Origin of the sequence: Paenisporosarcina quisquiliarum (assembly GCF_043641925.1) — a bacterium.
Classification (GTDB): Bacteria; Bacillota; Bacilli; order Bacillales_A; family Planococcaceae; genus Paenisporosarcina; species Paenisporosarcina quisquiliarum_A.
This window is the reverse complement of the sequence record NZ_JBHZRU010000004.1, coordinates 125346-151136: the sequence shown is the minus strand read 5'-3', so window position 1 is coordinate 151136 and position 25791 is coordinate 125346. Positions and strand designations below refer to the sequence as shown.

The window sequence follows — 25791 nt, the reverse complement described above, 5'->3', positions numbered from 1 at the left end:
ACGGATTTAAAAGTATACACGCAGTTCATGAATTTTAAAATCAATTCCACTTATCCGATATGGGACAAGTGGATTTTTATATTATTTAGTTTTTGCATACACACATGTATCTCGAACCAACTTCCCGTCTGCTGATAGACCTTCTTTGATTAAAATACCTTCTAATGGGAATTTTAATCGCTCTGCAACAGCGCGACTTCGAACATTATCGGTATCACATCTAATCTCCACTCGCCTAACTCCAAGATCTTCAAAAGCAAATTCAGTTAATCGTTCAGCTGCCTCTGTCATATATCCCTTACCTTCAAATCGACTATCTAGCCAGTAGCCAATTTCAACTTTAGGAATCTTCCAGTTTATACGATGATACCCACTGCATCCAATAAATTCGCCCGTCTCTTTTAAAAACAGATGCAAACGCAAATCTTTTCGCGTAATAAAATCAGCCATAGCTAATCGAACGTTTTCCGTTGTTTCTTCGAGCGATTGTATTTTTTGAGCCCATGGCATCCAAGCTTTTAATGCTTTGTGAGACATTTTGATGCTTTCCAAAATATGTTCAGCATCTTCTAATTTAGGAGCCCTTATTAACAAGCGTTCTGATTCAAACGCATCCGGAAAATTTCTCATCGCTGGATGCACTTGCGTATCCGTTTCCACCGCTGTCTGCGAGTCATCCCAATGTACAGGCGTTGTCGTACCTTGCAAATAATCTTCTCTCGTCATTCCATATGTGATTGCATCGTAATACGATTTTTCTTTTGGAGAAAACCAGGCTTTACGAAGATGACCTTCTTTTACAAACCCAACTCGTTCAAATGTTTTTCTCATCGCGAAATTATCTTGGCGTGTATGTCCTTCTACTCGAATTTTTTCTTCGGGTAGACTAAATACATAATCAGCTACTTTTCTTAGAGCAGCTGGACCATACCCATGACCTCGATGGCTTTCAGCTATGCGTAAATCGAAAACTGGGATTTCATCCTGCAAATCAAACACTTTGACGATCCCCACTTTAACCTGGTCTTCATTTTCCACCCAAAACGTTTTCACTTCATCGGATTCGTATCCGCCTTCTTCTATTGTTTTTTCGATGATTTCTCTAGCTGGATTTGAATTGCCATGAAACGGCCAATTATTTGTCGTCATAAAATGAATGAGCTGTTCTTGCTCTTCCATTGTCCATTCAGTTAATCTCATTATTTAACCTCCGAGCATGCATTACTTTTGAATTTTTAGGAGCCTCATTGAATTTAGCACGACAAGTAGTGTGGCACCCATATCTGCAAAAATGGCAATCCAAAGGGTTAACAACCCTGGAATGATTAATAGTAACGCAACTATTTTTAATCCTAAAGCAAACATAATATTTTCTTTAATAATACGCAATGCTTTTCGGCTTAATTGAATCGTATAAGGTAGTTTTTCTAAATCGTCTGCCATCAATGCGACATCCGCTGTTTCTAAAGCTGCATCTGTTCCAGCTCCACCCATAGCAATACCTACAGAAGCAGCTGCTAATGCCGGAGCATCATTCATTCCGTCACCAACCATCGCTACTCTTCCGCGCTCAGCAATTAAGCTTTTAACCGCCGTTAGTTTATCCTCTGGCATTAATCCCGCACGAACATCCGTTACACCAACTGTTTTAGCAATCGCATGTGCAGTTGTCGGATGATCTCCTGTTAACATAATAACGTGCTTGATGCCTAGGTTTTTTAATTTTGTAATAATGGATCGACTTGAACTTCGAACATCATCTGCAACCGCTAAATGACCAATATACATATTTTCACGGAGTATAATCATGACTGATTTCCCTTGAGATTGTAAGTCTTCTATTTCTTCTTGTACTTTTTCGGTAATGGTGGTCTTTTCATTCGCCCATTTCATACTACCGATAGACACGGGTATTCCTTGTAAAGTAGCTTCAATCCCTTTCCCTGTAATGGACTGAAAGTTTTCAACTACAACAGGAGATACATCAATTTTTGCTGCGTAGCTCATGATGGCACGCGCTAAAGGATGAGCGGAGTTTGCTTCAACCGACGCTGCAATGTGGATGATTTCTTCTTCGCTGACTACACCATTTGTAGCTACATCCGTTACTTCAGGAAAACCGTTTGTTAACGTCCCTGTTTTATCAAAGGCAATGGCTTGTAATCGACCCATTTCTTCTAAATAAACGCCGCCCTTAATCAGCACACCTTGTTTCGCAGCGTTTCCAATGGCCGTTACAATGGCAACTGGCGTGGATACAACGAGAGCACAAGGGCATCCCACTACAAGAACCGCTAACCCTTGGTAAATCCATGCCTGCCAATCTCCTACAAATAAAGGAGGGATGATCGCTACGGCAATCGCAATTAGAATAATAATCGGTGTATAGTATTTAGCGAATTGATCGACAAATTTTTGAGAGGGTGCTTTTTCTGCTTGAGCTTCTTCAACTAAATGAATAATTTTAGCAATTGTCGTATCTTCAACGCGCTTCGTCACACGTACTTCAAGAGCACCTTCTTCATTTAATGTACCCGCAAACACTTCATCCCCAATTATTTTCGTTACCGGCATCGACTCACCTGTAATTGGTGCTTGATTTACGGAAGAATTCCCTAAAATCACTTCACCGTCCATCGCGATCTTTTGACCGGGTTTGACGATTAACACATCGCCGATTTCGATATCTTCAGTTCCTAATTCCATAACTTGTTCATTTCTTCTAATTGAAGCTTTTGAAGGAGCAATGTCCATTAATTGACGAATCGACTGTCTCGCTTTCGTCATGGAATAAGCTTCTAATGCTTCACTAACAGCAAATAAGAAAACGACAACTGCCGCTTCACGCCATTCTCCTATGATGGCTGCCCCGATGATCGCAATCGTCATCAGTGTTTTCATATCAAAGTAAAATCGGGATAAATTTTGTAACCCGCTCCAAAACATCGAGTATCCTCCGATCGCAATTGACGCGACAAAGAAACCAATGGCAAACGGATCCGCTTCGCTTGTTTGGAATGAAATAACGGTTCCGATGATTAATAAAACAAGTGAAACAAAAGTAATGACATTCTCTTTTCGCTTATAAAACGGAACGATTTCAATCACTCGATTACCTGTAACCGGGTGTACTTTTATTCCGTCAAAAGCTCCCGCCTTTTCCAACTCTTCAATCGTAGCTTTCCCTACTAGACGGACTTTGGAAGCACCGAAGTTCACATTAACTTCTTTCACTTCAGGCAATGCTTGAATATTCTTTTCGAATTTCATCGCACAATTAGCGCAAGTTAAGTTTTCTAATCGGTATTCTTGCTGTTCAGATGCTTTCATTTAAGACACCTTCTTCCGCATGCTCGTATGCAATTTTAACCAGCTGACTCACGTGAGAATCAGCTAGACGATAATAAACGAGCTTTCCTCTTTTTTCGGATTTCGCTAAATCTATATCTTTTAAATACCTTAAATGATGAGAAGCAGTTGCAGTAGATGACTGGATAATAGCAGCTACATCACAAACACATAGTTGTTCTTGAATCGTTAAGGCATAAGCTATTTTTAACCGTGTCTCGTCAGCTAACGCTTTGAAAATCACGGTCATCCCTTTTAGGTTAGGCAAATTTGCTTTTACTTTTAAAACATCCTCTTCGTGGACACAAGTCGTTTCACAAACCTCTGTTTTCACTTTACTCACTCCTTATTCAAACGTTCATTTGATTGTTAGGTTTAGTATATGCTCCTTAGAAATGATTAGCAAGGATATTCAAATCATGGTTTGAATATTATTTATTTCAGCTTTTTCATCGCAATGTTAACTTCGAAACATGTGTGTTCACTACAACAATAAAACAACCGCACCGATTAATTTTGCCAGTCAAAAAAGGAATTAAGGTTTATCATAGAGAATAGTTAGGGAATCAATTACGTATAGAATACAGAATCGAATTGTTTGGGGGGATTACTCATGTATAAACGAATATTGGTTGCAGTCGATGGCTCTTCACACTCAAAACGAGCAGCAAGTCATGCTGTTTTTCTAGCAAGTACACAGTCAGAAGTTCATGTTACCCTGCTATATGTATTGGATTATGACAAAACATCTCCAGATCTCGTTCAACAACTGACAAGCGAAGAACTCCATGAAGACCGACGAAATAAAATCTTGCCAATTGAAGACATGTTCGTTTCAAAGGGTATCCATACAGAGATTAAACTATTACATGGTGATGCAGGACCCGTTATTGTGGAACATGCGAATCAAGAAAAGTATGATATCGTTGTAATCGGCAGTAGAGGGTTAAACACATTACAAGAAATGGTACTTGGAAGTGTCAGCCATAAAGTAGCGAAACGAGTACATTCACCCGTTTTATTAATAAAATAACAATCAGGACTGACCTAACTAATGGTCAGTCTTTTTGCAATGTTAGGAGTAGTTCACATGAAAAAAGGATTATTAAATTTAATAACGGATGTACCTGGTGTTCAAGTAGGTCATGTCACGTTAGAGGAAAAATTGAATGAGCAGGATACAATTTGTACCGGAGTTACCGCCATACTCCCCCATTCAGATGATCCATTTCAATATAAAGTTCCTGCAGAAAGCTTTGTATTAAATGGCTTCGGCAAAACAGTCGGGTTGATTCAACTTGAGGAATTAGGTCTCATGGAATCGCCAATTATGCTTACCAACACATTTAGTGTGGGTGCTGTTTTAGAAGGAACCCTTTCTTATATGTTAGAGAAAAATCCAGAGATTGGAGATTCCACAAGCTCATTGAATATTGTGGTCGGTGAATGCAATGATAGTTATTTAAATTCCATGCGTTTAATGGCGGTGCGACCGGAACATGCAATAGCAGTACTTGAATCAGCCGCAATCGGTGAGTTTGAACAAGGGGCTGTCGGTGCAGGAAAAGGAATGATTTGTTACGGAGTGAAAGGTGGAATTGGAAGTTCGTCTCGAATCGCTGAACATGAAGACTTGGCTTATACGACAGGCGTCCTAACTCTCACGAATTTCGGGAGAGCTAACGAATGTAAAATAGCCAGCTGGGAACAGGATACCCTTGAAAAACCAGATGGATCTGTCATTATTGTTGTCGCGACAGACGCTCCTGTTGATGCGAGACAATTAAAGCGTCTTGCCAAGCGTGCAGCAATCGGGCTTGGTCGAACTGGAACCCATATACATAACGGAAGCGGAGATATCATTATTGCTTTTTCTAATGCAAATAAAGTTCCTCACATATCTAAAGAAGCGTTTGTACATCAACAGGTATTACGTGATGACCATCCCATGATGAATGAACTTTTTCAAGCGGTCATTGAATCCACTGAAGAAGCAGTTTATCAATCAATTCTTCATGCTGAAACGACCACTGGAAGATTAGGCCGAGTCATTGAAAAAGGCATCTTTTAATAAAGGAAAGCCAGCCCTCAAAGTTAGTGAGGGCTGGCTTTTTTTGTGATGCGTAGGTATACTCGTCACTTTTATAAATTTACTCGTCAACTTTGAGATTTTACTCGTCACTTTTGAACATTTACTCGTCACATTTCACCTTTTACTCGTCAAACCCAAAAACTACAGATCCACCAACCTATATAAAACCGCTACTTGGCGAATGCAGAAAAGCCAGCCCCCAAGACAGTGAGGGCTGGCTTTTTGATTGATGCATCAGTTTACTCGTCAACTTTGAACATTTACTCGTCAACTTTGCGATTTTACTCGTCACTTTTGAACATTTACTCGTCACATTTCATCTTTTACTCGTCAAACCCAAAAACTACAGATCCACCAACCTAAGCAAACAAATAAATACCCACCTACAAGAGTAGCCACGGCATATAAAACCGCTACTTTTCGTTTACCTGTAAACCAGCATTCAACTACCTGGACCGCAAACGTCGAAAACGTGGTAAATGCACCTAAAAACCCAACGAGCCAAAATAGATTCCAGTCTGTTTCAAGAAGTGCCAAAGACAGACTGGCTCCCATCAACAAAGAGCCGAGCCAGTTAATTAAAAGAATCCCGGTTAATCCTTGAATTTTTAGAGACACTGCATATCGACTCATCGCACCGAGCATCCCGCCGATAGCTAAAGAAAGGAGGGTCATCTCGATCCGCCCCCTAACTTAAAACCACCAGCCGCTGCCACGATACACGTTATGGTCATTCCTAGACCATATAGAGTTCCCGTTAGCACACTGTTCTTCATAAAGGCCAGCCATTCTCCCGAGAAGGTGGAAAACGTCGTAAACGAGCCCAAAATGCCTGTGGTGACAAATAACGCTTTCTCTCTCTTTACTTCTTTCATTTTATGAAAGACAAATCCTAAGACAAAGCTACCTATGATATTGGCAATCCATAACCCTGTTGAGGGGAATAAAACCAGAACTGCAAATCGTAATAATGTTCCGACCATGCCGCCTAAGCCAACCCATATGAAGTTTTTCATGTTCGAAACACGTCCTTATTTAATCAGCCTTCAATTTTAATACATGCTCTTTTTCTTGATTTCCACTAATGACGGTTTCATGATACTCGCCTTCAGCCCAGTCGTCTACCTGGTTGTGGAACCAATCAGATTTCATGTGACCACTTTGACCGGGTCCGACGATATGATAGGCACTTGATAAATCAGCTAAGTCCGCAACAAATCGCCAGGAAGCACCGTGGTCAACTGATCCATCTTCTTGGAATCCAGCAGCTTGAACAGTAATATTCGAACCACCAACCGGTACTGACTTCGGATTTAAGAAATACGCAAATACGGGTGAAGCACCTGAGAGCGGGTGATCAAATGTAAGTTGATGATAATCTCCCCACTTCCAGTCTCCTACGTCTTCACCAAACGTATCTTCTATAGAGGCTACCGAATCTACAAATGATTGATAAACCCATTTGTCAACTCCCCCCTTTTCAGTTACCCACGCACCCTCTTGACCTGCATATCCATCACGCATCATTTGATCGGTGATATTGCCTTTTCCTGCTAGCATATCATAGACGTCTTTAGGCATCTGATCTTTAAACAACGTCATTGGAAGCTGCTTAATCCATTTATGATAAATGAGCGGAGCGGCAGAATTAGCTTCATCTACTTGATTCCAATTTTTCAATTCTTTCAACAGTTCACTGTATTTATTTTTAGTATCTAATTTTTCTACTGATCGAACCATGTCATCCATAAATTCTCTTGCTTGAAGATTATGCTGGTCCATTTGTAAGTCCATCATATCTTCTTTCGTTAGTTTATCGCCTTGTTTTAAAACCTCAGCAATTCGTTCATAGCGGTATGACTGAGCCCAAAAATCCGTTAAGTGATAAGGGTAAGATTCATCCACGACTTGATTGTTCGCAGTGGCAATAAATCCTTCATCTGGATTTACGACAGTTGGGAGCTCATCATACGGCACGAATCCATCCCATCCATACTCACTTGAATTTCCTGGCACAGGAAGTTGAGCATCCCCTAACTTACGGATCGGAATTCTTCCGTTCGCTTTGTACGCAATCGTTCCGTCCTTCGCTGCAAAAACGAAGTTTTGTGCAGGTGCATGGAAATCTTCCAATGCTGTTTCAAACTCTTCCCAATTGGTGGCTTTATTCATATTCAATACAGCCTGTAATTCCAATGTCGGATCAAGCGCCGTCCACTGCATGGAGAACTGAGCACTTGGTTCTTCCTTGTCGAACATGACATTCGAAATGATTGGACCATGACGGGTAACCACTACTTCAAAATCGATTGTTTCTCCGTCTTTAACTTTAATCGGTTCTTTCCGAACAGTTGCTTGCTCCCACTTGCCGTCGTATTCAAATTCAGTCGGTTTTTCTGGATTTGGTGTTTCGATATACAGATCTTGCACATCGGGTCCTACATTCGTTACACCCCAAGCAATTTCTTCATTGTGACCTAAAATAATCCCTGGAATTCCTGCAAAAATGACCCCACTTACGTTTTGTTCAGGTGACTGCAAATGCATTTGGTACCAGATGGATGGTGTACTCAGACCTAGGTGTGGATCATCTGCTAATAAAGGCATTCCCGACTCCGTCTTATCACCCGAGACAACCCAGTTATTACTTCCATTGAACTCGTTTGGAATAACTTCCGGCATAAACTGTCCTGCCACTTCTACCTGATTCTCTAAGTTCGCTTCGATAATAGCGGGTTTGTCTTCAGGGTAAGTAATGAACAATTCGCGAGCCTTTTCTTCTGGAAAATTCCCTAGTGCCCAGTGCCGAATCGCTAGACTCGACCAATGACCACCTAAATCGTACGCCATAAATTTACCAATCGTTAAGGAATCTACTTCTGTCCATGGTTCCGGCTCGTAACCTAGCAACTTAAATTCAAAAGAATACTTTCCAGCTTCCTTCGCTTCAGCCATATAGGCATTGACGCCTTCTGCGTACCATTTAAGAACTTGTTTCGCTTCTTCCCCATAACCATCCCATGAATCTTTAGCTGCTTCTCTTAAGCTAAATGTTCGAAAGAATTGATCCGTAGTCACGGCTGCCTCTCCCACAACTTCAGACAATCTCCCGCTAGCTTGTCTTCGTGCTAAATCCATTTGAAACATTCGGTCTTGTGCTTGCACAAACCCTTGTGCTCGGTATAAATCCGCCTCATTTTCCGCAAGAATATGTGGTACCCCCTGCTCGTCTCTTGTAACTGTCACTTCTTGATCTAAAATCTCGACTGTCATTTCACCAGAAATTTGAGGTTTAGATTTTCCTATGTATACGTTAATGGCGACTACTGCAATGATGAGCAATAAGACAAGACTGCCTACAATCCATAACAACCACTTTCCAAGTTTACGTTTCCCCTTCATTCCCCTAATTCCCCCTAGACTTCTTTCTTATGAAATTCGCCTAATTTATAGAATTCTCCTGCACAAAGAAAAAACTATTTAGTGTATCTAAACAACGATACGCTAAATAGTTTTTGTTTATTTCATATTTTCTTCGGCTAACACTAATTTCACATTTTTCACTTGATCTTTCTCCGTCAAAATATATAACACGTCTTTAGGCTCTAACTTTGTTGACCCAGTTGGCATAACCAAATCACCATCACGAATGATTGCGCTGATGACGGTTTTCTTTGGTAATCCAATTGTTTGAAGGAGCTGCCCAGCGAATGGCGACGAGGCTGAAAGTTCGACTTCTAGCATCTCAGCATTTGCTCGATCCATGGATACGAGCTCTAAAGAGTGTATGCGTTTTGGAACAGCTGGTCCGTTTAATTTCAACAAATTCGCGACGACTGGAATCGTTGATCCTTGTAATAAAGCAGAACTTAACACAATGAAAAATACGATATTAAAATAAAGATGGCTATTTTCCATACCTGCTAACATGGGGAATGTAGCTAAAACAATCGGTACTGCTCCGCGTAACCCTGCCCAAGAAATAAACCACTTCTCCTTGAGTGTGTAAGGGAAGAAACTAGTTGAAATAAAGACAGCAATGGGTCTAGCAATTGCTATCAGGACAAATGATAATACGAGTCCTTTCCAAATTAAATCCCAGTCAGCGAGTTCACTCGGGAATACAAGTAACCCTAAAATCACAAACATGGCAATTTGCATAAGCCATGCAAAGCCTTCGTGGAAACTGATGATAGAATGACTATGTCTTAATTCACGGTTTCCAATTATCATGGCAGCTATGTAAACAGCCAATAGACCACTTCCACCTAATACAGCTGTAATACTATAGATGAAGACAGCAAATCCAGCTGATAATACGGCATAAAGTCCACCTGCATCTAATGTGATTTTATTCATCGTCTTAGAAGCAAAAATTCCTAGTCCAAATCCAAATAAGACGCCTAAGCCCATTTGTAAAAAGAACATCCCCGCTAACGACCATGCGGACGTATCAGGCATCATAATCCATTCGATGAAAACAATCGTTAAGAACATGGCCATCGGATCATTCGTTCCAGACTCAGCCTCTAATGTTGATGACAGTTTCTGCTTGATATTTTGACCCGCTAATACAGAAAATACAGCAGCTGCATCCGTAGAGCCAACGATGGAACCTAGAAGAAAGGCTTCTAACCAGCCAATCCCTAATACATAATAAGCTGCTACAGCAACAATGGAAGTAGTCACCAAAACGCCTACCGTTGCTAAAACAATTGAACCGCCAAGAACTGGTTTGACCTGTTTCCACTGAGTTTGAAGTCCACCTTCAAATAAAATAATGATTAGAGCTAATACACCAACCATTTGTGCTACTTTTGCGTTTGAAAAATAGATAAGTCCAGAAATATCACTACCTAATAACATTCCTAAAAATATAAAGAGAATAAGGGCAGGAACTCCTGCGCGAGCTGACAATTTCGTCATCAATACGCCACTTAAAAGAAAAATACCCATTAAAAGAATGGCAAAATCTGTTGTGAAATTCTCCATTAGTCCCTCCTTGCATAACCTGTGATGTTATCTATATTGTACAGGAAGAAGGGTGAATTTAGCACAAAAAAGCCTTGAATTCAAAAGAATTCAAGGCTTTTCTTCTACATTTTCACCAACGATTTTCACTTCTAGTTCGAGGTCAATTCCGAATACATCTTTTACCTTAGATTTAACCATTTCAATCGTTTGTATATAATCCGTTGCAGTGGCATTGTTTTTATTCACAATAAACCCAGCATGTTTTGTCGATACCTCTGCTCCACCGAAGCCCTTACCTTGCAATTCACAATCTTGAATCAGCTTCCCTGCAAAATAACCAGGAGGTCTTTTGAAGACACTTCCTGCTGAAGGATATTCTAATGGTTGTTTCGATTCTCTTAAATGTGTTAAGTCGGCGATTTTTGCATCAATTGCTAATTGTTCACCTTCAGCTAAATCAAATTCAGCAGATAAAACATAATATCCTTGTTTTGTAATGACACTCTTGCGGTAGTCTAATTCAAGTTCCTCTTTAGAAAGAACGAGTTTGACTCCTTCTTTTGTTAAAACAGTTGCTTGATAAATAATGTCTTTTATTTCCCCACCATAAGCTCCAGCATTCATGGCCATTGCTCCGCCAATTGAACCTGGAATTCCACAAGCAAACTCAAGACCCGTTAACTTTTCTTTCGCCGCCGCTCTTGATACATCAATAATATCAACGCCTGCTTCTGCTAGGACTCTTGTTCCATTAATTTCTATACGATTAAGCATTTGCAAATTTAATACAATACCACGTACTCCACCATCACGAACAACCATGTTCGATCCGTTTCCAAGGAGTAATAAAGGAACATTATTTTGATGTGCATACGCAACTACAAAAATAGTCTCTTCTTCGGATAATGGGGTGACATAAAGGTCTGCGAGACCACCCATTTTGGTCATTGTATGCAAGTTTAGTGGTTCATCTATTAAGACACAGTCATGTGCTAAAGTTGCTGTTAAGTCTTCATACCAACGTTGTTTAGTCATGTAAAGCCAAATCCTTTCGGTTACCTCTTTCCATTGTATAGTATGCGTTTTAACCGCAGATTTGACAAGTGGAAATCACGATAACCATACTTTTGACCACTGTTCGATTCCAGCAATTGCATCTTTAAGCCCTCTGCCCTTATCGGTTAATGAGTATTCTACTTTAACTGGAACATCTGTATACACACGTCGTTCCACGATTCCTTCTTTTTCTAGCTCTTTTAAACGTTCTGAAAGCAGTCGACCACTAACAGGTAAAGCAGACTCAATTTCATTAAAACGCTGGGGACCATCTAACAATTGATACAAAATCAAACCCGTCCAACGTTTCCCTATTAACTCCATCGCCTTCGATAAGCGTGGACACAAAGTAGTTTCTTTCATATTCCATCACCTCTTATTGCATCCATTATAACGGAAAACTACCTACATGTAACGCGATAAGTAATTACATTACTATTTATAACCTATTAACATTTAATTATTAAAACTATTTTATCTTGAATTAAAACTATTTTAATTCAAACATATTGACATCGAGATATTTAGCATATATAGTTAACTTAGAAATAAAAAAACCCCTTGGAGGATGATTATGATGAAAAAATGGAACGTAGACGCAGCTCACTCAACTTTAGGTTTTTCAGTAAAACATATGATGGTGTCAAAAGTTCGAGGAAATTTCGGTGAATTTGATGCTCATGTTGAAGCAAACGAAACAGACTTAACAGGCGCAAATATCCAATTCAACATTAAAGTACCTAGTATTAACACGAATAGCGCAGATCGCGATAACCACTTACGTTCAGCTGATTTCTTTGATGCTGAGACATACCCAGAAATTAAATTCGTAGCAAACAACATTACGAAAAAAGGCGATGACAAATACGATATCGCTGGTGATATGACAATTAAAGATGTTACTAAACCTGTTGTTTTCGATGCTGAATACGAAGGAAAAGGAACAAATCCTTGGGGACAAGAAGTTGTCGGCTTTACAGCTGAAACAAAAATCAACCGCAAAGATTTCGGTTTAACTTGGAACCAAGCACTTGAAACTGGTGGTGTATTAGTAGGAGAAGACGTAAAACTTTCTCTAGAAATTCAAGCAAACCCAGCTGAATAGTTTATGAAAAAAGATATCATCTAATTCCTATTCGGAATCAGGTGATGTCTTTGACTTTTTTTAAAAAAAAATTAATCCCTACAAGGTTGATTTTCGCTCCTTGCGGATGCTTTCCGTGGGCACGGCTTCAATCTCCTCGTCACTTCGTTCCTCCGGGGTTTTCAGCTCGTGCTGTTCCCACTGGAAAGATTAGGACCAATGGATTTGGTGCTAATCTTTGCGACGAAGCTAGCGCAGCGATGCAGGAGCAGGTGTTTTACGCCGCCTTCCGCTGCAATCAACGATATCCACTTAAAACAGGATAATTGTCAATCAAACATTTTTATTATTGAGATATGAAATATGAAATTGAAGATTGTTGAAGTGAACTTGTTTTGATATCTATTAGAAGTTGATCGGCAATTTCTGAAGACTCCTGCGGAATAAAGAAACAAGCTAGACCCCACAGTCAACGAATTGTGCACAATTCGTTTGCGACGAGTAACCGCAGGAGCATAGGTTTTTAACAGACAAGGAGGCTGGCATTTCTTCCGCGGAAAGCGAAAAAAATAGCCAATCAACTTTTTTTGATCGAGTATAAAAGTTAAGAACTTGAATTTTACTCAGGTATCACCTAATCAAAAAAATGCAATTCCCTCTCAATGAAGGAATTGCATTTTTTAGTATGTCCATTTTTGATCAATCAGTTTGATGGCAAGTTCAGCTACCATCGGACGGCTGATAAGGAATCCTTGAATTTTATGAGCACCCATTTCTTTTAATAAAAACAATTGCTCTTCTGTTTCGACACCTTCCATTACCGTGGTCATGCCTAAGTTTTTAGCGATATCCAAAATTCCTTGTAAAATAATTTGTGACTTTTCGCCTTCATTTTCCATAGTCATCAAGAATGAACGATCCACTTTAACATGTTGTATTGGTAAAAGTTTTAAAATCGACAAAGATGAGTAACCCGTTCCAAAATCATCTAATGCAGTTTGAACACCGTATTCGTTTAGCTCCGTCAATAATACAGATGCTAATTCACTGTTTTGTACAGCGACCGTCTCCGTAATCTCGAACATTAAACTACTAGGTGAAATACCAACTTCTTGAATAATCGACTTCATGTCATTCATGAAATCGGGATGCATCATTTGTTTGACTGAAATATTAATTGCTACGTGGAAACCATCATGTAACTCATTTTCCCACTGTTTTACTTGCAGTGCCACTTGTCTTATAATCCAACGACCCACTGGAACAATTAAATCATTATCTTCAAGTAATGGAATAAATTCAATGGGTGAAACGGCTCCAATTAATGGCGACTCCCATCGAAGTAAAGCCTCAAAGCTCTTGATTTTTTGCGTTGATAATTCATATACCGGTTGGTAAACCATGTAGTATTCATTATTATGGAGTGCATGGACAACATTATTTGCTATTAATCTTGCACGTTCATTCTGATTTGCTAATTCTTGAGAGAAGAAGACTGCACGATTTCCACCTAGCTTCTTGGCTTCTTGTACAGCAAATGTTGCATCTTGCATCATTAAGTCAGGCCAATCACCTAATTCGGATTTTCGTATCCCAAGACTTAACGTCATCCATATGCTTTCAAACGTTGAAAGCTCAAGAGGTTCTCCCATTAACTTCACTAAAGCAGTTGTCATTGTTTTTAATTCTTCTTCATCTTGTGTAGAAACCAGTAATACGAATTCATCTCCACCAACTCGATACAAATCATTACGATTAGCAAACTCTTGAATTTTATTACTTACTTCAAAGAGTACTCTGTCACCAATTTGATAGCCATTCCGCTCGTTTATTTCTTTAAAACGGTCTAGATTCACAAAAAATAAAGTGAAATTCTTAAAGTTTGTTGGATCCAAGTCTCTTTTCAATTTTTCTTCAAGTACGACACGGTTTGGTAAGTTCGTTAATAAATCACGTTTCAACAAATTGTCTTCACGTACTTCGTTTCTTCGTATGTAAAATAAGATTCCGCATAATATCAAGAATGTCACAGCAACAACTAATGTATTGCGCCAAAAAATCGTTGAAATCCGATTATCTAGAGCATTTGTATAGGAATCGACGAGCACTGTCCAATCAGCTCCTGCACGTTGGAACATGACAAAATGCGCCGAATCTTCCTCAACTAAAATCGAACCACTCTCTTTTACTTTCATTTGTTCTTTAATATCTGCTGCATAATTGAATCGATTATCAAATGGCTCATCTGTCGTCGAAAAAACTAGTTGTTCTTCTTTAAATAAATACAGACTGCCTGGAAGACTTGACTCTTTCGCCACGGAACCTAGAATATTTCCCATATTCACGACACCAGACAGAACGCCAATTACTTCATCACCCTTTTTAACTGGGAGTCGAATGGCCGTTACTATTTGATCTGGATCTTGGTAAAGGGGAAATAAATCACTAAACACCACTTCACCTTGCAAAGCGCGTTCAAATGATTCAATCTGATTCACTTTAAAACGTGATCCATCACCAGCTAACGTTTCACCTTCTGGGTTAATGAAGCCTAAAGATGTGAAAAAGGGCATCTTGTCTCGTTGATCTGCCAAGAATGCTATGATTTCTTCATCAGTACCATCTAATAACACTAAATAATTGGCGATAAGTTCTAATTCTGCAACTCGTTCATTCGAAAATTTGTTCGTTTCGTCTGTAAAGTTCTTTAACAATTCATTCGTTTCATTATCTACAGTTTCAATCACATATTGTTTCGTATCTTGATAATTAATTATGGTTAATGCAACGACTGTCAGAAGAATTAATGAAAGTAATACATAAGCTTGTATTTGCCTTTTTGACACTTCGTCACACCCTAACGTTCGTCTCTTTTTGTATATGTATCATTAAATGTAATTAAATACCATTTAAATTTATCCTTCCATACATATACATTGTCGAACAATGTCAGAAAATAGTCAATGTGTTTTATGATATATTTATATCAGTTTAAGACAATTCTATGCCAATAGATGATACGAAAGGAGTATTTTGATGGAAAATAAAAGTGAAAAATCGACAAAACCTTTTTTCCAATTAATGAAATCCTTAAAATGGCCTATTGGCGTTACCATCTTCGCCATCTTGCTCGCTCTAGCAGAAACAATAACGGGTTTAGTCGTTCCTTTAGTTACAAAAAATTTAGTTGATACTTTAACAACTTCCAGCATTGATTGGAAATTAATCTTATTATTATTAGGCGTTTTTCTACTTCAAGCTGTAGCTGGAGGAGTTTCCTATTATTTACTAACATTTATCGGTGAAACGATTGTGGCTGATTTACGGAGAAAGTTGTGGAGAAAAGTTTTACGTTTACCAATTCCTTTTTATGATGCCAATGAAACTGGCGAAACAATGAGCCGCATTACACAAGATACATCTATACTTAAGCAGCTAATCACAGGTCATTTAGTCACTTTTGTATCAGGCATTATCTCTGTTGTTGGTTCTGTTATCATCCTGTTTTTCATTGACTGGAAAATGACCATGATTATGTTAGTAAGTGTGCCTATTTCCATGGCTATTATTATTCCGCTCGGGCGTAAAATGCATAAAGTGGCAAAAGGTACGCAAGAAGAAATGGCCAAGTTTTCTGGTTTACTTGGACGTGTTTTGTCAGATATTCGTCTTGTGAAATCCTATCGTGCAGAAGAAACAGAGAGTGTAAAAGGTGACCGTGCGATTGGTGAGCTATTCCAATTCGGACTGAAAGAAGCACGCATTCAATCGATTATTTCACCTTTGATGACTTTATTAATGATGGGTATTCTTGTGCTCATCCTAGGTTATGGAGGTATGCAAGTATCTAAGGGCGAGTTATCAGCAGGTTCTCTCGTTGCGATTATCTTTTATTTATTCCAAATCGTGGTGCCCTTTGCACAAATGGCGTCCTTCTTTACTGCCTATCAAAAAGCGGTTGGGGCGACAGAACGCATTCAGTTCATGCTGGAGCTTGATCATGAAACCATCTCAGGATCTCCTAAACAAAGTGAAGATAAACTACGATTCGACAACGTTAGTTTTTCTTATAATGAAGACAAAAAAATCCTGAATGATGTATCTTTTGAAACCACACCTGGAACAGTCACCGCATTTGTTGGACCAAGTGGTGGGGGTAAAACCACCATTTTCTCTTTACTCGAACGTTTTTATGAACCCGACAGCGGAAAGATTTACATTGGAGATGTTCCAATAGATGAATTTCCGCTTGGTGATTGGCGTGGACGACTTGGATACGTGTCGCAAGAAAGTCCACTAATGAACGGTTCACTCTTTGACAATATGACCTATGGCTTAGATGCAAAGCCTTCTGACGAGCAGTTGAAGGAAGCCGCGATTGCCGCCAATGCGTGGGAGTTTATCGAGAAGTTACCTCAAGGTGTGGAAACCTTAGTTGGTGAACGAGGCATGAAACTATCCGGTGGTCAACGTCAGCGAATTGCGATTACCCGAGCATTGTTATACAATCCACAAATTTTACTGTTAGACGAAGCAACCTCTAATTTAGACAGCGGTTCAGAAATTTTAGTTCAAGAAGCACTCCAAGTATTAATGAAGGGTCGCACTACATTAGTGATCGCCCATCGTTTAGCAACTGTCCTTCATGCAGACCAAATCTTGGTGTTAGAGGGCGGAGAGATTACGGGTAGAGGAACGCATAGTGAATTATTCGATTCACATACATTATATAAAGAGTTTGCGCTAGGTCAAGGGTTGTCGTAGGAAGAGTGGCAATGTGTAGAAACTCCTAAGGATAATAGCTATCTACACAGTTAGGTCGCCTCCTTTTCTCGCTTGAAACTATTCTAGTAATGATTCGTACAATATAGTAGCTTACTATTTTAAGGAGTGTTTAATTTGTCGATGGATCCATATTCTTCGGGTGGTTTTGATTTATTTGGAGCGATGTTCGTTATTATCCCCGTCCTTATAATTGGTGTTTTTATTTTTATTTTCGTTAAAGGTATTAGTGAATGGAGCTCGAATAATAAATCTCCAATTCTTAGTGTCCCTGCGGAAGTTATAACGAAACGTACGCGAACTTCTGGCGGTCATGGGAATTCTGCTGCCAGCACTTCTTATTACGTAACTTTTGAAGTACAAAGTGGAGATCGTATCGAACTTCGAGTAAATGGTTCGGAATTTGGTATGTTGGCAGAACAAGACTTAGGGATTTTGACATTCCAAGGGTCACGCTATAAAGGCTTTGAACGAGACAAAACGGTATAGAACGGCAAAAAGAGGAATGGACATTGTGTCCACTCCTCTTTTTTATATCGTTTAATACGTGTAAGAAACGACTGAGCTTAATTCTTTTATTCCTTTTAGACTGTTACTGTAGCTAAACGAGATGCGACAGTTTTCACGTCTTCCATTCCGTCTGCAATGATTTGTTGTGCACGATCTGGGAATTGGTTGTGTCCTTCGATGATTACTTCTTCAATGTCCGTGATGCCGAAGAAATTCATAATCAGACGTACATAGTTTACGCTCATTTCCATTGGTGCCATTTCTGGTGTTGAGTAAACGCCTCCGCGTGCATTTAAAATGATTACTTTTTTATCAGGAACTAAACCAACTGGCCCGTTTTCACTGTATGCGAACGTAACACCTGCTCTATAAATGTAATCGATAAATGTTTGTAATGGTGCTGGAATTGTTTTATTCCATAACGGAAAGGCAAACACGACAACGTCTGCATCCATAAAAGCATCCATTGCTTTGTTAGCAGCAGTTAAAATACGTTGCTCGATGTCGTTTAATGGCTCAGCTTGAGCTGATTTGCCCATTGCGTTAAAGAAGTCTTGACCGAAGTAAGGCATATCTTCTTCAAACACATCAAATGTTTGGATATTCAAATCTTTGCCCTTCGTTAATTCATTCATAAAGACTTCATGCATTTTACTTGAAATGCCTTCTGTAGAAGGACGATTATTTGCTTTTACGACTAAAATGTTCATTTATATAACTCCTCTAATGCTTTAAATTTTATCTTGATTTAAAATATCTTCAATTCAAGGTATATGAATATAATAAAAGAGCCGTCTTCAAAAGTCAAAGACTATGCTCTCTCATCAATTAAATATCACATGAATCATCTTTACAGATTCCTACATCGTCTTGACCGAGCGTCTGAAGTTTCGGCGATATTCCTTCTTCTTCAGCAACTTTCTTTAATGCATCCGCAAAAGCTTCTGCTGGTTGAGCTCCAGAAATAGCATATTTGCGGTTTATGACGAAAAACGGCACACCTTGTACACCAAGTAACATACCTTCTTGAACATCTTGCTTTACTTCGACTTCAAATGCATTTGAAGCTAATACTTCAGCTGCTTTTTCACGGTCTAGACCGATTTCTTCAACTACATCTAATAACACATCATGACGACCAATTTCTTTTGTTTCAATGAAATGAGCTTTTAATAAACGTTCATTCACTTCTGCAGGCTTCCCTTGACTCTCTGCCCACTTTGCTAAACGATGAGCATCAAAAGTGTTAGCGTGTTTAATTTGATCGAAATCGTATGTTAAACCTACCGTCTCCGCTTGTTGACTAACCGAGGCTGTCATTTTTTTGGCCCCTTCAGGTGTCGTATTATATTTTTCAGCAAGTATTTCGTATGTCGATTTATCTGAAGTTGCTGGAGAGTTTGGATCTAATTCATAAGCTTTGAATTGAATTTCGATATTTTCTGATAGTCCTGATGACGCAATTGCTTCTTCTAGTCGTCGTTTTCCTATATAACAAAATGGACAAACATAATCTGACCATACTTCTATTTTCATGTCATTCACCTCAAAATCAATTTTAGAGTGTTCCATAAAAGCTCGCAATCATTCTGCCTAGCAGATCGATTTATGCTAAAGTTTTGATAAAGGAGTGTGTTCTTAATGATATTACGTGAAGTTATTCGAAAGAAACGTTCTTCTAGAACGAATTACCCGTTCAATCTTCCTTTGATTCAGCAATTCGAATCGCTCGTATTTTCAAACCCTGTCACGATCCTTGCAGGAGATAATGGTTCTGGAAAAACAACTTTGCTTGAAGGAATCGCAGCCGCGAGTGGAAGCATTTTAATTAGTGGAGAGTATATAGAAAAAGACACTTCTTTTTCTCATGCATATGATTTATCTGAGGAGCTTAAACTGATTTGGTCTGTTCGAACCAAAAATGGATTTTTCTTTCGAGCCTCTGATTTCATTACATACACACGTGAATTAGCCAATATGCGTGAAAGCGCGCGGATTACTTTAGAAGAAATTAAGAGAAGAGATCCTTTCAGCCTAGAAGTACTCCCTTATGCCCGAACGTATTCTGAGCTACGTCACTTATATGGCGAAGGCCTAGATGTGAGGTCGCACGGAGAGAGTTTTCTGGATTTATTCCAAGCGAGATTTAAACCGAATGGTTTGTATATTCTCGATGAGCCTGAGGCACCTTTGTCTCCAAATAAACAATTGTCATTCTTGGCTATCATGCATGACATGGTTAAAAATGGTGCACAATTTATCATTTCCACTCACTCACCGATCCTAATGGCATACCCTGAAGCTACCCTGCTTGAAATTCAAGATGATCAGCTTGTCCCAACAACATACGATGAAGTGGAGCATGTTCGGTTAACCTCAGATTTCATGAAAGACCCACAGCGGTATTTGAGGCATTTGCTTGATACGTAAAAAAACGAGGCTTATGACTTTGCGAGACTAATGAGACTCCCCAACAGCAAATGGACATGAAGCGACTAGCGAAATTGCTCCCATTTGAATGGTTTTGGTTTTCGCTTCGCTTCTGTTTGAAATAAGTGTGTTTCAAATCAGAGTGTACTTGGTTAATGAGACGGTTTTTTGAAGATTGATTTGCTTTTGAAAATTTATCAATCAAACTGACGGGTTTATCAATCAAAATGGGAATTTATCAATCAAACTGACGATTTATCAATCAAATTCAGCCTTTTATCAATCAAACGTGTCTCAAACCAAGTTAACTAGGCGAGCCAACCACTCTGCATATCTCCGCGATACCTAGATACGTAAAAAGCCGATTCTCTAAATTGAGAACCGGCTTTTGTTTATTCACTTAAAGCTTCTGTTAAGACTGGTACTACTTGCTTCTTACGAGAAACAACGCCTTTTAATAAAGCTACGTTGTTAACGAAAGGCACACCAAATGCTGCTTCAGCTTTGCTTGCTTGATTGCCTAATGCTAATGCAACTGAATCGTTGTTTAAGATATCAGTCACGACGAAGAAGAACAAATCGAGTCCTTTTTCCGCAATGTTTCTGTAGATTAAATCTTCCAATTCAACTTGACGGTTCATAATGTCGTTCACATCAACCGCATTTACTTGGGCGATTTCTACTTTGTACTCACCCATTCCGAACTCTTTAGCATCTAGCGTTAATAAATCTTCAAGCGTTTTATCGCTTAAATCCGCTCCAGCTTTCAGCATCTCCATTCCGTATTCTTCAGCATTCACGCCTGCGATTACTTCAAGTTCTTTTGCCGCTGCGATATCTTGTGGTGTGCATGTAGGCGATTTAAATAATAAAGAATCTGAGATAATGGCAGATAGCATTAACCCAGCCATATTAGCAGGGATATCTACTCCATTTTCTTTATATAATTTATTCAAAATCGTTGCTGTACAACCAACGGGTTCTGCACGGAAATACAACGGATCTGCGGTTTCAAAATTAGCGATTCGGTGATGATCGATAACCTCGATAACTTGTACCTCATCTATATCATCCACACTTTGTTGCTTTTCATTATGATCCACTAAAATAATTTGTTGAACTTCAGTTCCAGCTTTTTCAATCAAACGTGGAGCTTCAACACCAAACGTTTCAAGGGCAAATGATGTTTCATTTTGCACATCACCTAAACGCACCGCTTCTGCATCCATTCCTAGTTGACGCTTTAAATGTGCATAGACCAGTGCAGATGCAATTGAATCTGTATCTGGATTTTTATGGCCTACTACAAATACTTTTTTCATGAGAATCCTCCATTATTTAAAACTTATCGCTGTTTATTTTAACATACCTATTTCATAAACAAAATGGCACCGAGCTCTTCTTTATTGACCAATAAATCCTGTAATGTATACGCATCGAGTACTGATAAATACGCTGTTAAAGCTTGATGTAACAAATTTCTTAATTTACACACTGGCGTTATGACACAGCGATTAGATGCACAATTAAAACATTCAACAAGATAGAAATCATCCTCCATCTTCTTGACTATTTCGCCAACATTAATATTTATTGGATCATGTGCTAGGCGGATTCCGCCACCTCTACCACGAACGGTTTCAATATAGCCATGTTTCCCTAATTCATAAGTGACTTTCATTAAATGATTTTTCGATATTCCATAAGCTGTTGAAATTTCTTGTATCGTTGACAACTGTGATCTTTCTTTTGACCCAACGTACATTAATACGCGAAGTGAAAAATCAGTGTACATAGTTAATCGCATATTTCACCGCACTTTCTCCATCCTCATTATACCGAGTATGTCTTTTCCGTGAAAGAAATGTGTCTAAAATATTAAAGATGTATTTTATATATTGCTTTAAAATTTTCTCAGGCGTAAGGTAAAGCTATCAAATGATGAAGGGTAGGAAAAACAAATGTTATCTTCTCAAACAATCAAAATCGTCAAATCTACTGCACCTGTCCTAGCGACCCACGGAACTGAAATCACAACGGTTTTCTATAAGAATTTATTTTCAGCTCATCCAGAGCTATTGAATATTTTTAATCATGCTAATCAAAAACAAGGTCGCCAACAAGCGGCTCTTGCTAACACCGTATATGCTGCAGCTCAACATATCGATAATTTAGGCGCCATTTTACCTGTAGTAAAACAAATAGCGCATAAACATCGCTCTTTAGCTATAAAAGCTGAGCATTATCCAATCGTTGGAGAACATTTACTTGGAGCTATTAAAGAAGTTCTAGGCGATGATGCAACGGATGACATTATTCAAGCTTGGGGAGAAGCATATGGCGTAATTGCAGATGTATTTATCCAAGTAGAAAAAGACATGTACAATGATGCGGCAACTCAAACAAATGGATGGGATGGATTTAAAGACTTTACGATTGTTAATAAAGTCGAAGAATCAGATGTCATCACATCATTTTATTTGAAACCAGCAGATGGAGCTGGCCTTCCAAGCTTTAAACCAGGTCAATACATTACGATTCGTCTTAGCATTCCTGGTGAAACGTATCTATTTAATCGCCAATATAGCTTGTCACAATCACCTGGCCAAGACACGTATCGAATTTCTGTGAAAAAAGAAAATGAAATGAATCCAAATGGGAAGGTTTCAGTCTATCTCCACGAAGCCATTCAAGTTGGTGATTCGATTGAAGTAACTGCACCTGCAGGGGATTTCTTCTTAGATGTCGAGAGTACTCGTCCGGTTACATTAATTAGCGGTGGTGTAGGCGTTACTCCAATGATGAGTATGTTAGAAACCATTTCTAAAACGACACCAACTCGACCTGTAGCCTTTTTACATGGCGCACGAAATAAAGCCTTGCACGCATTTGACGAAGATGTTCGTACGTTATTGTCCACTATGGAAGACACAACCATCTTAACTCTATATTCTGATGAAAATCGAATGCTGACTAAAGAGTTATTAGCAGAGAACGTACTTCCAACTAGTGATATCTACGTGTGTGGACCTGTACCATTTATGAAAGCAATGATTAACACTCTTTATGAATTAGGCTTTGCAGCAGATCGCGTTCATTTTGAGTTCTTCGGTCCTGCTGTTTCACTTGAACCTGTAACAGTTTAAATTTAAAAAAGAATAGCAAGCACTCAATGTGGTGCTTGCTATTTCGAGACTGTGGACAAATAAACAGTATTGCTTTCCATTGCAACGGTCGCTTTCCGGGGGGCATGGCTTTAGCCGCTTCCCTCGCGAGCTCAGTCCAGGGTCTAAAGCTCACGCTATTCCCCACGGAGTCGCCGTCTCCATTCCTAGCAACCGGAATAAAATACATTTATATTTAAGAGAATAACTTTTAATTTTTATGCCTGCTCCTTAGGGAATTTCTTCTGCATGTCTTATAAACTGTAATCATAATTATGCAAACTGTTCACTAGGAATACGGTTGGCTATTTCTGAAGACTCCTGCTGAAAAACGAAATACGCTAGACCCCACAGGCAAAGAATTGTGCACAATTCGTTTGCGACGAGTAACCGCAGGAGTGTAGGTTTTTAACAGCCGAGGAGGCTAGCGTTTCGTCCGCGGATAGCGAAAGAAATAGCCAACCAACATTTTTTAATCACGTTCAAAAGTCGAATTTTCAAGGTATTTATACAAACTGTAACTCTTTTGTCTACATTTATTGAAAAAAAGCTATCACCTTAAATGGCGATAGCTTTCTTGTTTTGAATCATGGAAATAAAATCAATCGACAGCTCATTAAACATGTCCGGCTGATCGATGTTACATACATGACCTGAATCTTTAATTTTAATTAATTTAAATTCTTCATTTCGACGTACCAATTCTTCCACAGGTGGCATAAATAAGTAGTCTTCTTCCCCCATTAAAAATAAGGTGGGGATAGAATTTGTTTTCATTTGTAGTCGAGATAAATATGGATTTATTAACTTAGTTAATGAAAACCATTTAATAAACTCTTTTTGACACATTTTCTTCGCTTGATTCACAAAAACCATGCGAGATTCTTCATGACGTTTCTTCGGCATGATAATCCAAGCGAACAATTTGTATAGCAACATATAGGGAATAAAACGCTTTGTCATACGCCCTGTCCATAAAAGTACTTTTGTACGGATATCCAGTCGAATAATTGCTCCACCTAATATTAAGGAAGAAATTCTTTCTGGAAAACGTTCTGCCATTGTTTGCGCAACAATTGTTCCTAGGGACATACCAATTACGTGTGTTTGTTCTAAATTTAGTTCATTCAATACATCTTTAACTTCATCTGCAATATGCGCAAATGAGTCGCCTTTTTTCCAACGACCACGAGCAGATTTACCGTGACCTCTTAGATCGATTAATAAGACATTATGGTCTTTTCTAAATTCACGTATTTGTTTGTACCAAATAGATGAACTTCCTCCTGCTCCGTGAACGAAAGAAACCCAAGGGGCTGATTCTGATGTGATATATGTTTTGTAGTGAAGCACTATCCTCAAACTCCTCTATCAATCTCTTTCTTCTATTAAACAACGGATACGTAGAGGGTTCAACAGTTTCGATCAGATTAATATGTCCACATGCTCCATTTTCCGATGTCAACAAAGCCAATACGCTTGTAAATAGAGCCCGCAGCGGGGTTGTCATAAAACAGACACAACATTTTCCCTTCCGCTAAAAGTTCCCTGCAAAGCTTCGACATACAGTATGAAGCTAACCCTCTATTTTGATGACTTTCTAATGTACCTACGCCAACAATCATCGCTGATTGACTGTTTTCAGCTGTACTAGAAGCAGAGCTAACAATGACATCGTCTTCTTTAATAAAGTATGCATGACCAAATCCTTTTTCTAAGCTAGATCTCTTATGTTCAACACTATAATTCCCTTCAGCAAATTCTGGAATTGCCTTCATTTGAGCAATAATAGCTCCTGCATCTTCTGGCACAGCTTTTTCAATTAACATGTCAGCTGGAATTTCAGGCAAATGGTCGGCTGTTTCACACTTAGCGTAATACATGACACGTGGTTTTTTTGGTTCTCGCTTTATATATGGAGTGATTTTATTCACCATTTCTTCGATTCCTGATAAATATGTAAAGTTTGAATCTTGATTAATAACTGAGGCAACTCCCTCGTGATCAAAGGTTGCAGGGGCATACAAAATAAAGTTCTGATCATACTTTAATAAAACTGCTCGCAGTTCCCCAGATTCGGAAAAATCTCCCCATAGTGTTTGAATATCAGAGTGAAATCCGTAACCTTCGATATCACCGATAATGAATAAATTCTCAGCTGGTTTTGCTGATACAAAGCTCATTGTTAATGTACGATCTTGCTCTACTAATTTTCTAATCATATTTCCAAATTCCCTTCACGTGACTTTCGTCTTAGTTTTTTCCAGTAATTATTTTTCTTAAATTACATAATATTTGGAATATTAAGTTCACATTGCCTATTTTAAAGTGTATCATATCATTTACAGGAA

At 38.9% G+C, this 25791-nt stretch carries 23 protein-coding genes; 7 read left to right on the top strand and 16 right to left on the bottom strand.

From position 1 onward, the window contains the following. Positions 1–81: 81 nt before the first annotated feature. From ACHUE4_RS04860 to ACHUE4_RS04850, 3 genes are read right to left on the bottom strand one after another with little or no spacing between them, the layout of a single operon-like run. Positions 82–1200, bottom strand: a complete 1119-nt coding sequence (locus ACHUE4_RS04860) for a GNAT family N-acetyltransferase (protein WP_394188257.1) — start codon at positions 1198–1200, stop codon at positions 82–84. 21 nt (positions 1201–1221) lie between these two features. Then, positions 1222–3330, bottom strand: coding sequence for a heavy metal translocating P-type ATPase (locus ACHUE4_RS04855; RefSeq protein WP_394188256.1), 2109 nt, complete (start codon positions 3328–3330; stop codon positions 1222–1224). Continuing rightward, the gene (locus ACHUE4_RS04850; protein WP_394188255.1) at positions 3317–3682 is read right to left on the bottom strand and encodes an ArsR/SmtB family transcription factor; all 366 of its coding nucleotides are present in this window, start codon (positions 3680–3682) and stop codon (positions 3317–3319) included. The genes ACHUE4_RS04855 and ACHUE4_RS04850 overlap by 14 nt, the downstream gene beginning before the upstream one ends. Positions 3683–3961: 279 nt before the next feature. On the opposite strand from ACHUE4_RS04850, the gene ACHUE4_RS04845 reads away from it, so the two are divergent. Both ACHUE4_RS04845 and ACHUE4_RS04840 read left to right on the top strand, forming a co-directional pair. Further along, positions 3962–4381 carry a universal stress protein gene (locus tag ACHUE4_RS04845; RefSeq protein ID WP_394188254.1) on the top strand — a complete coding sequence of 140 codons (420 nt, stop codon included), beginning with the start codon at positions 3962–3964 and terminating at the stop codon, positions 4379–4381. A gap of 57 nt (positions 4382–4438) precedes the next feature. Continuing rightward, positions 4439–5419, top strand: coding sequence for a DmpA family aminopeptidase (locus ACHUE4_RS04840; protein WP_394188253.1), 981 nt, complete (start codon positions 4439–4441; stop codon positions 5417–5419). 351 nt (positions 5420–5770) lie between these two features. Here ACHUE4_RS04840 and ACHUE4_RS04835 read toward each other — a convergent pair whose 3' ends face one another. The 6 genes from ACHUE4_RS04835 to ACHUE4_RS04810 form a co-directional block, all read right to left on the bottom strand. Next, positions 5771–6115, bottom strand: coding sequence for a fluoride efflux transporter FluC (locus ACHUE4_RS04835; protein ID WP_394188252.1), 345 nt, complete (start codon positions 6113–6115; stop codon positions 5771–5773). Continuing rightward, the gene (locus ACHUE4_RS04830) at positions 6112–6456 is read right to left on the bottom strand and encodes a fluoride efflux transporter FluC (protein WP_394188251.1); all 345 of its coding nucleotides are present in this window, start codon (positions 6454–6456) and stop codon (positions 6112–6114) included. Before ACHUE4_RS04830 ends, ACHUE4_RS04835 begins: the two co-directional genes overlap by 4 nt. A gap of 19 nt (positions 6457–6475) precedes the next feature. Further along, positions 6476–8842, bottom strand: a complete 2367-nt coding sequence (locus ACHUE4_RS04825) for a penicillin acylase family protein (RefSeq protein ID WP_394188250.1) — start codon at positions 8840–8842, stop codon at positions 6476–6478. Positions 8843–8959: 117 nt separating this feature from the next. Next, complete coding sequence (locus ACHUE4_RS04820) at positions 8960–10432, bottom strand: potassium/proton antiporter (protein ID WP_394188249.1); 1473 nt, start codon at positions 10430–10432, stop codon at positions 8960–8962. A gap of 90 nt (positions 10433–10522) precedes the next feature. Next, positions 10523–11449 carry a UDP-N-acetylmuramate dehydrogenase gene (gene murB / locus ACHUE4_RS04815; protein ID WP_394188248.1) on the bottom strand — a complete coding sequence of 309 codons (927 nt, stop codon included), beginning with the start codon at positions 11447–11449 and terminating at the stop codon, positions 10523–10525. A 75-nt stretch (positions 11450–11524) separates the two neighbouring features. Continuing rightward, positions 11525–11833, bottom strand: a complete 309-nt coding sequence (locus ACHUE4_RS04810) for a winged helix-turn-helix transcriptional regulator (protein WP_394188247.1) — start codon at positions 11831–11833, stop codon at positions 11525–11527. Between the two features lie 214 nt (positions 11834–12047). Between ACHUE4_RS04810 and ACHUE4_RS04805 the strand changes: the two genes are divergently transcribed. Continuing rightward, positions 12048–12575, top strand: a complete 528-nt coding sequence (locus tag ACHUE4_RS04805) for a YceI family protein (RefSeq protein WP_394188246.1) — start codon at positions 12048–12050, stop codon at positions 12573–12575. Positions 12576–13234: 659 nt separating this feature from the next. Here ACHUE4_RS04805 and ACHUE4_RS04800 read toward each other — a convergent pair. Beyond that, positions 13235–15400 carry a bifunctional diguanylate cyclase/phosphodiesterase gene (locus ACHUE4_RS04800; protein ID WP_394188245.1) on the bottom strand — a complete coding sequence of 722 codons (2166 nt, stop codon included), beginning with the start codon at positions 15398–15400 and terminating at the stop codon, positions 13235–13237. Between the two features lie 190 nt (positions 15401–15590). On the opposite strand from ACHUE4_RS04800, the gene ACHUE4_RS04795 reads away from it, so the two are divergent. Together ACHUE4_RS04795 and ACHUE4_RS04790 are read left to right on the top strand one after the other, a co-directional pair. Beyond that, positions 15591–17318 carry an ABC transporter ATP-binding protein gene (locus ACHUE4_RS04795; protein WP_394188244.1) on the top strand — a complete coding sequence of 576 codons (1728 nt, stop codon included), beginning with the start codon at positions 15591–15593 and terminating at the stop codon, positions 17316–17318. A 141-nt stretch (positions 17319–17459) separates the two neighbouring features. Beyond that, a complete protein-coding gene (locus tag ACHUE4_RS04790; RefSeq protein ID WP_394188318.1) occupies positions 17460–17825 on the top strand; it encodes a DUF2500 domain-containing protein in 366 nt (121 codons plus the stop codon). 95 nt (positions 17826–17920) lie between these two features. Here ACHUE4_RS04790 and ACHUE4_RS04785 read toward each other — a convergent pair whose 3' ends face one another. Together ACHUE4_RS04785 and ACHUE4_RS04780 are read right to left on the bottom strand one after the other, a co-directional pair. Further along, the gene (locus ACHUE4_RS04785; RefSeq protein WP_394188243.1) at positions 17921–18556 is read right to left on the bottom strand and encodes an FMN-dependent NADH-azoreductase; all 636 of its coding nucleotides are present in this window, start codon (positions 18554–18556) and stop codon (positions 17921–17923) included. 118 nt (positions 18557–18674) lie between these two features. Beyond that, complete coding sequence (locus ACHUE4_RS04780; protein WP_394188242.1) at positions 18675–19382, bottom strand: DsbA family oxidoreductase; 708 nt, start codon at positions 19380–19382, stop codon at positions 18675–18677. Between the two features lie 105 nt (positions 19383–19487). On the opposite strand from ACHUE4_RS04780, the gene ACHUE4_RS04775 reads away from it, so the two are divergent. Next, on the top strand, positions 19488–20276 hold the full coding sequence (locus ACHUE4_RS04775; protein WP_394188241.1) for an AAA family ATPase: 789 nt from the start codon (positions 19488–19490) through the stop codon (positions 20274–20276). Positions 20277–20668: 392 nt separating this feature from the next. Here the strand turns inward: ACHUE4_RS04775 and ACHUE4_RS04770 are convergent, their stop codons facing one another. Continuing rightward, positions 20669–21598 carry a manganese-dependent inorganic pyrophosphatase gene (locus ACHUE4_RS04770; RefSeq protein WP_394188240.1) on the bottom strand — a complete coding sequence of 310 codons (930 nt, stop codon included), beginning with the start codon at positions 21596–21598 and terminating at the stop codon, positions 20669–20671. Between the two features lie 47 nt (positions 21599–21645). Beyond that, positions 21646–22083, bottom strand: coding sequence for an RrF2 family transcriptional regulator (locus ACHUE4_RS04765; RefSeq protein WP_394188239.1), 438 nt, complete (start codon positions 22081–22083; stop codon positions 21646–21648). 154 nt (positions 22084–22237) lie between these two features. Here ACHUE4_RS04765 and hmpA point away from each other — a divergent pair, with 154 nt between their 5' ends. Further along, positions 22238–23422 (top strand): NO-inducible flavohemoprotein, encoded by a 1185-nt coding sequence (hmpA, locus tag ACHUE4_RS04760; protein WP_394188238.1) that lies wholly within the window; start codon positions 22238–22240, stop codon positions 23420–23422. Between the two features lie 576 nt (positions 23423–23998). Here hmpA and ACHUE4_RS04755 read toward each other — a convergent pair. Together ACHUE4_RS04755 and ACHUE4_RS04750 are read right to left on the bottom strand one after the other, a co-directional pair. Beyond that, positions 23999–24793 carry an alpha/beta fold hydrolase gene (locus ACHUE4_RS04755; protein WP_394188237.1) on the bottom strand — a complete coding sequence of 265 codons (795 nt, stop codon included), beginning with the start codon at positions 24791–24793 and terminating at the stop codon, positions 23999–24001. Positions 24794–24870: 77 nt separating this feature from the next. Next, on the bottom strand, positions 24871–25662 hold the full coding sequence (locus ACHUE4_RS04750) for a GNAT family N-acetyltransferase (protein ID WP_394188236.1): 792 nt from the start codon (positions 25660–25662) through the stop codon (positions 24871–24873). Between the last annotated feature and the right edge of the window lie 129 nt (positions 25663–25791).

What these genes read in the sequence shown, in the direction of transcription:
- ACHUE4_RS04860 (WP_394188257.1), bottom strand. Translation starts at nt 1,200, where the DNA reads ATGAGATTAACTGAATGGACAATGGAAGAGCAAGAACAGCTCATTCAT.
- ACHUE4_RS04855 (WP_394188256.1), bottom strand. Translation starts at nt 3,330, where the DNA reads ATGAAAGCATCTGAACAGCAAGAATACCGATTAGAAAACTTAACTTGC.
- ACHUE4_RS04845 (WP_394188254.1), top strand. Translation starts at nt 3,962, where the DNA reads ATGTATAAACGAATATTGGTTGCAGTCGATGGCTCTTCACACTCAAAA.
- ACHUE4_RS04840 (WP_394188253.1), top strand. Translation starts at nt 4,439, where the DNA reads ATGAAAAAAGGATTATTAAATTTAATAACGGATGTACCTGGTGTTCAA.
- ACHUE4_RS04835 (WP_394188252.1), bottom strand. Translation starts at nt 6,115, where the DNA reads ATGACCCTCCTTTCTTTAGCTATCGGCGGGATGCTCGGTGCGATGAGT.
- ACHUE4_RS04830 (WP_394188251.1), bottom strand. Translation starts at nt 6,456, where the DNA reads ATGAAAAACTTCATATGGGTTGGCTTAGGCGGCATGGTCGGAACATTA.
- ACHUE4_RS04825 (WP_394188250.1), bottom strand. Translation starts at nt 8,842, where the DNA reads ATGAAGGGGAAACGTAAACTTGGAAAGTGGTTGTTATGGATTGTAGGC.
- ACHUE4_RS04820 (WP_394188249.1), bottom strand. Translation starts at nt 10,432, where the DNA reads ATGGAGAATTTCACAACAGATTTTGCCATTCTTTTAATGGGTATTTTT.
- murB (WP_394188248.1), bottom strand. Translation starts at nt 11,449, where the DNA reads ATGACTAAACAACGTTGGTATGAAGACTTAACAGCAACTTTAGCACAT.
- ACHUE4_RS04810 (WP_394188247.1), bottom strand. Translation starts at nt 11,833, where the DNA reads ATGAAAGAAACTACTTTGTGTCCACGCTTATCGAAGGCGATGGAGTTA.
- ACHUE4_RS04805 (WP_394188246.1), top strand. Translation starts at nt 12,048, where the DNA reads ATGAAAAAATGGAACGTAGACGCAGCTCACTCAACTTTAGGTTTTTCA.
- ACHUE4_RS04795 (WP_394188244.1), top strand. Translation starts at nt 15,591, where the DNA reads ATGGAAAATAAAAGTGAAAAATCGACAAAACCTTTTTTCCAATTAATG.
- ACHUE4_RS04790 (WP_394188318.1), top strand. Translation starts at nt 17,460, where the DNA reads ATGGATCCATATTCTTCGGGTGGTTTTGATTTATTTGGAGCGATGTTC.
- ACHUE4_RS04785 (WP_394188243.1), bottom strand. Translation starts at nt 18,556, where the DNA reads ATGAACATTTTAGTCGTAAAAGCAAATAATCGTCCTTCTACAGAAGGC.
- ACHUE4_RS04780 (WP_394188242.1), bottom strand. Translation starts at nt 19,382, where the DNA reads ATGAAAATAGAAGTATGGTCAGATTATGTTTGTCCATTTTGTTATATA.
- ACHUE4_RS04775 (WP_394188241.1), top strand. Translation starts at nt 19,488, where the DNA reads ATGATATTACGTGAAGTTATTCGAAAGAAACGTTCTTCTAGAACGAAT.
- ACHUE4_RS04770 (WP_394188240.1), bottom strand. Translation starts at nt 21,598, where the DNA reads ATGAAAAAAGTATTTGTAGTAGGCCATAAAAATCCAGATACAGATTCA.
- ACHUE4_RS04765 (WP_394188239.1), bottom strand. Translation starts at nt 22,083, where the DNA reads ATGCGATTAACTATGTACACTGATTTTTCACTTCGCGTATTAATGTAC.
- hmpA (WP_394188238.1), top strand. Translation starts at nt 22,238, where the DNA reads ATGTTATCTTCTCAAACAATCAAAATCGTCAAATCTACTGCACCTGTC.
- ACHUE4_RS04750 (WP_394188236.1), bottom strand. Translation starts at nt 25,662, where the DNA reads ATGATTAGAAAATTAGTAGAGCAAGATCGTACATTAACAATGAGCTTT.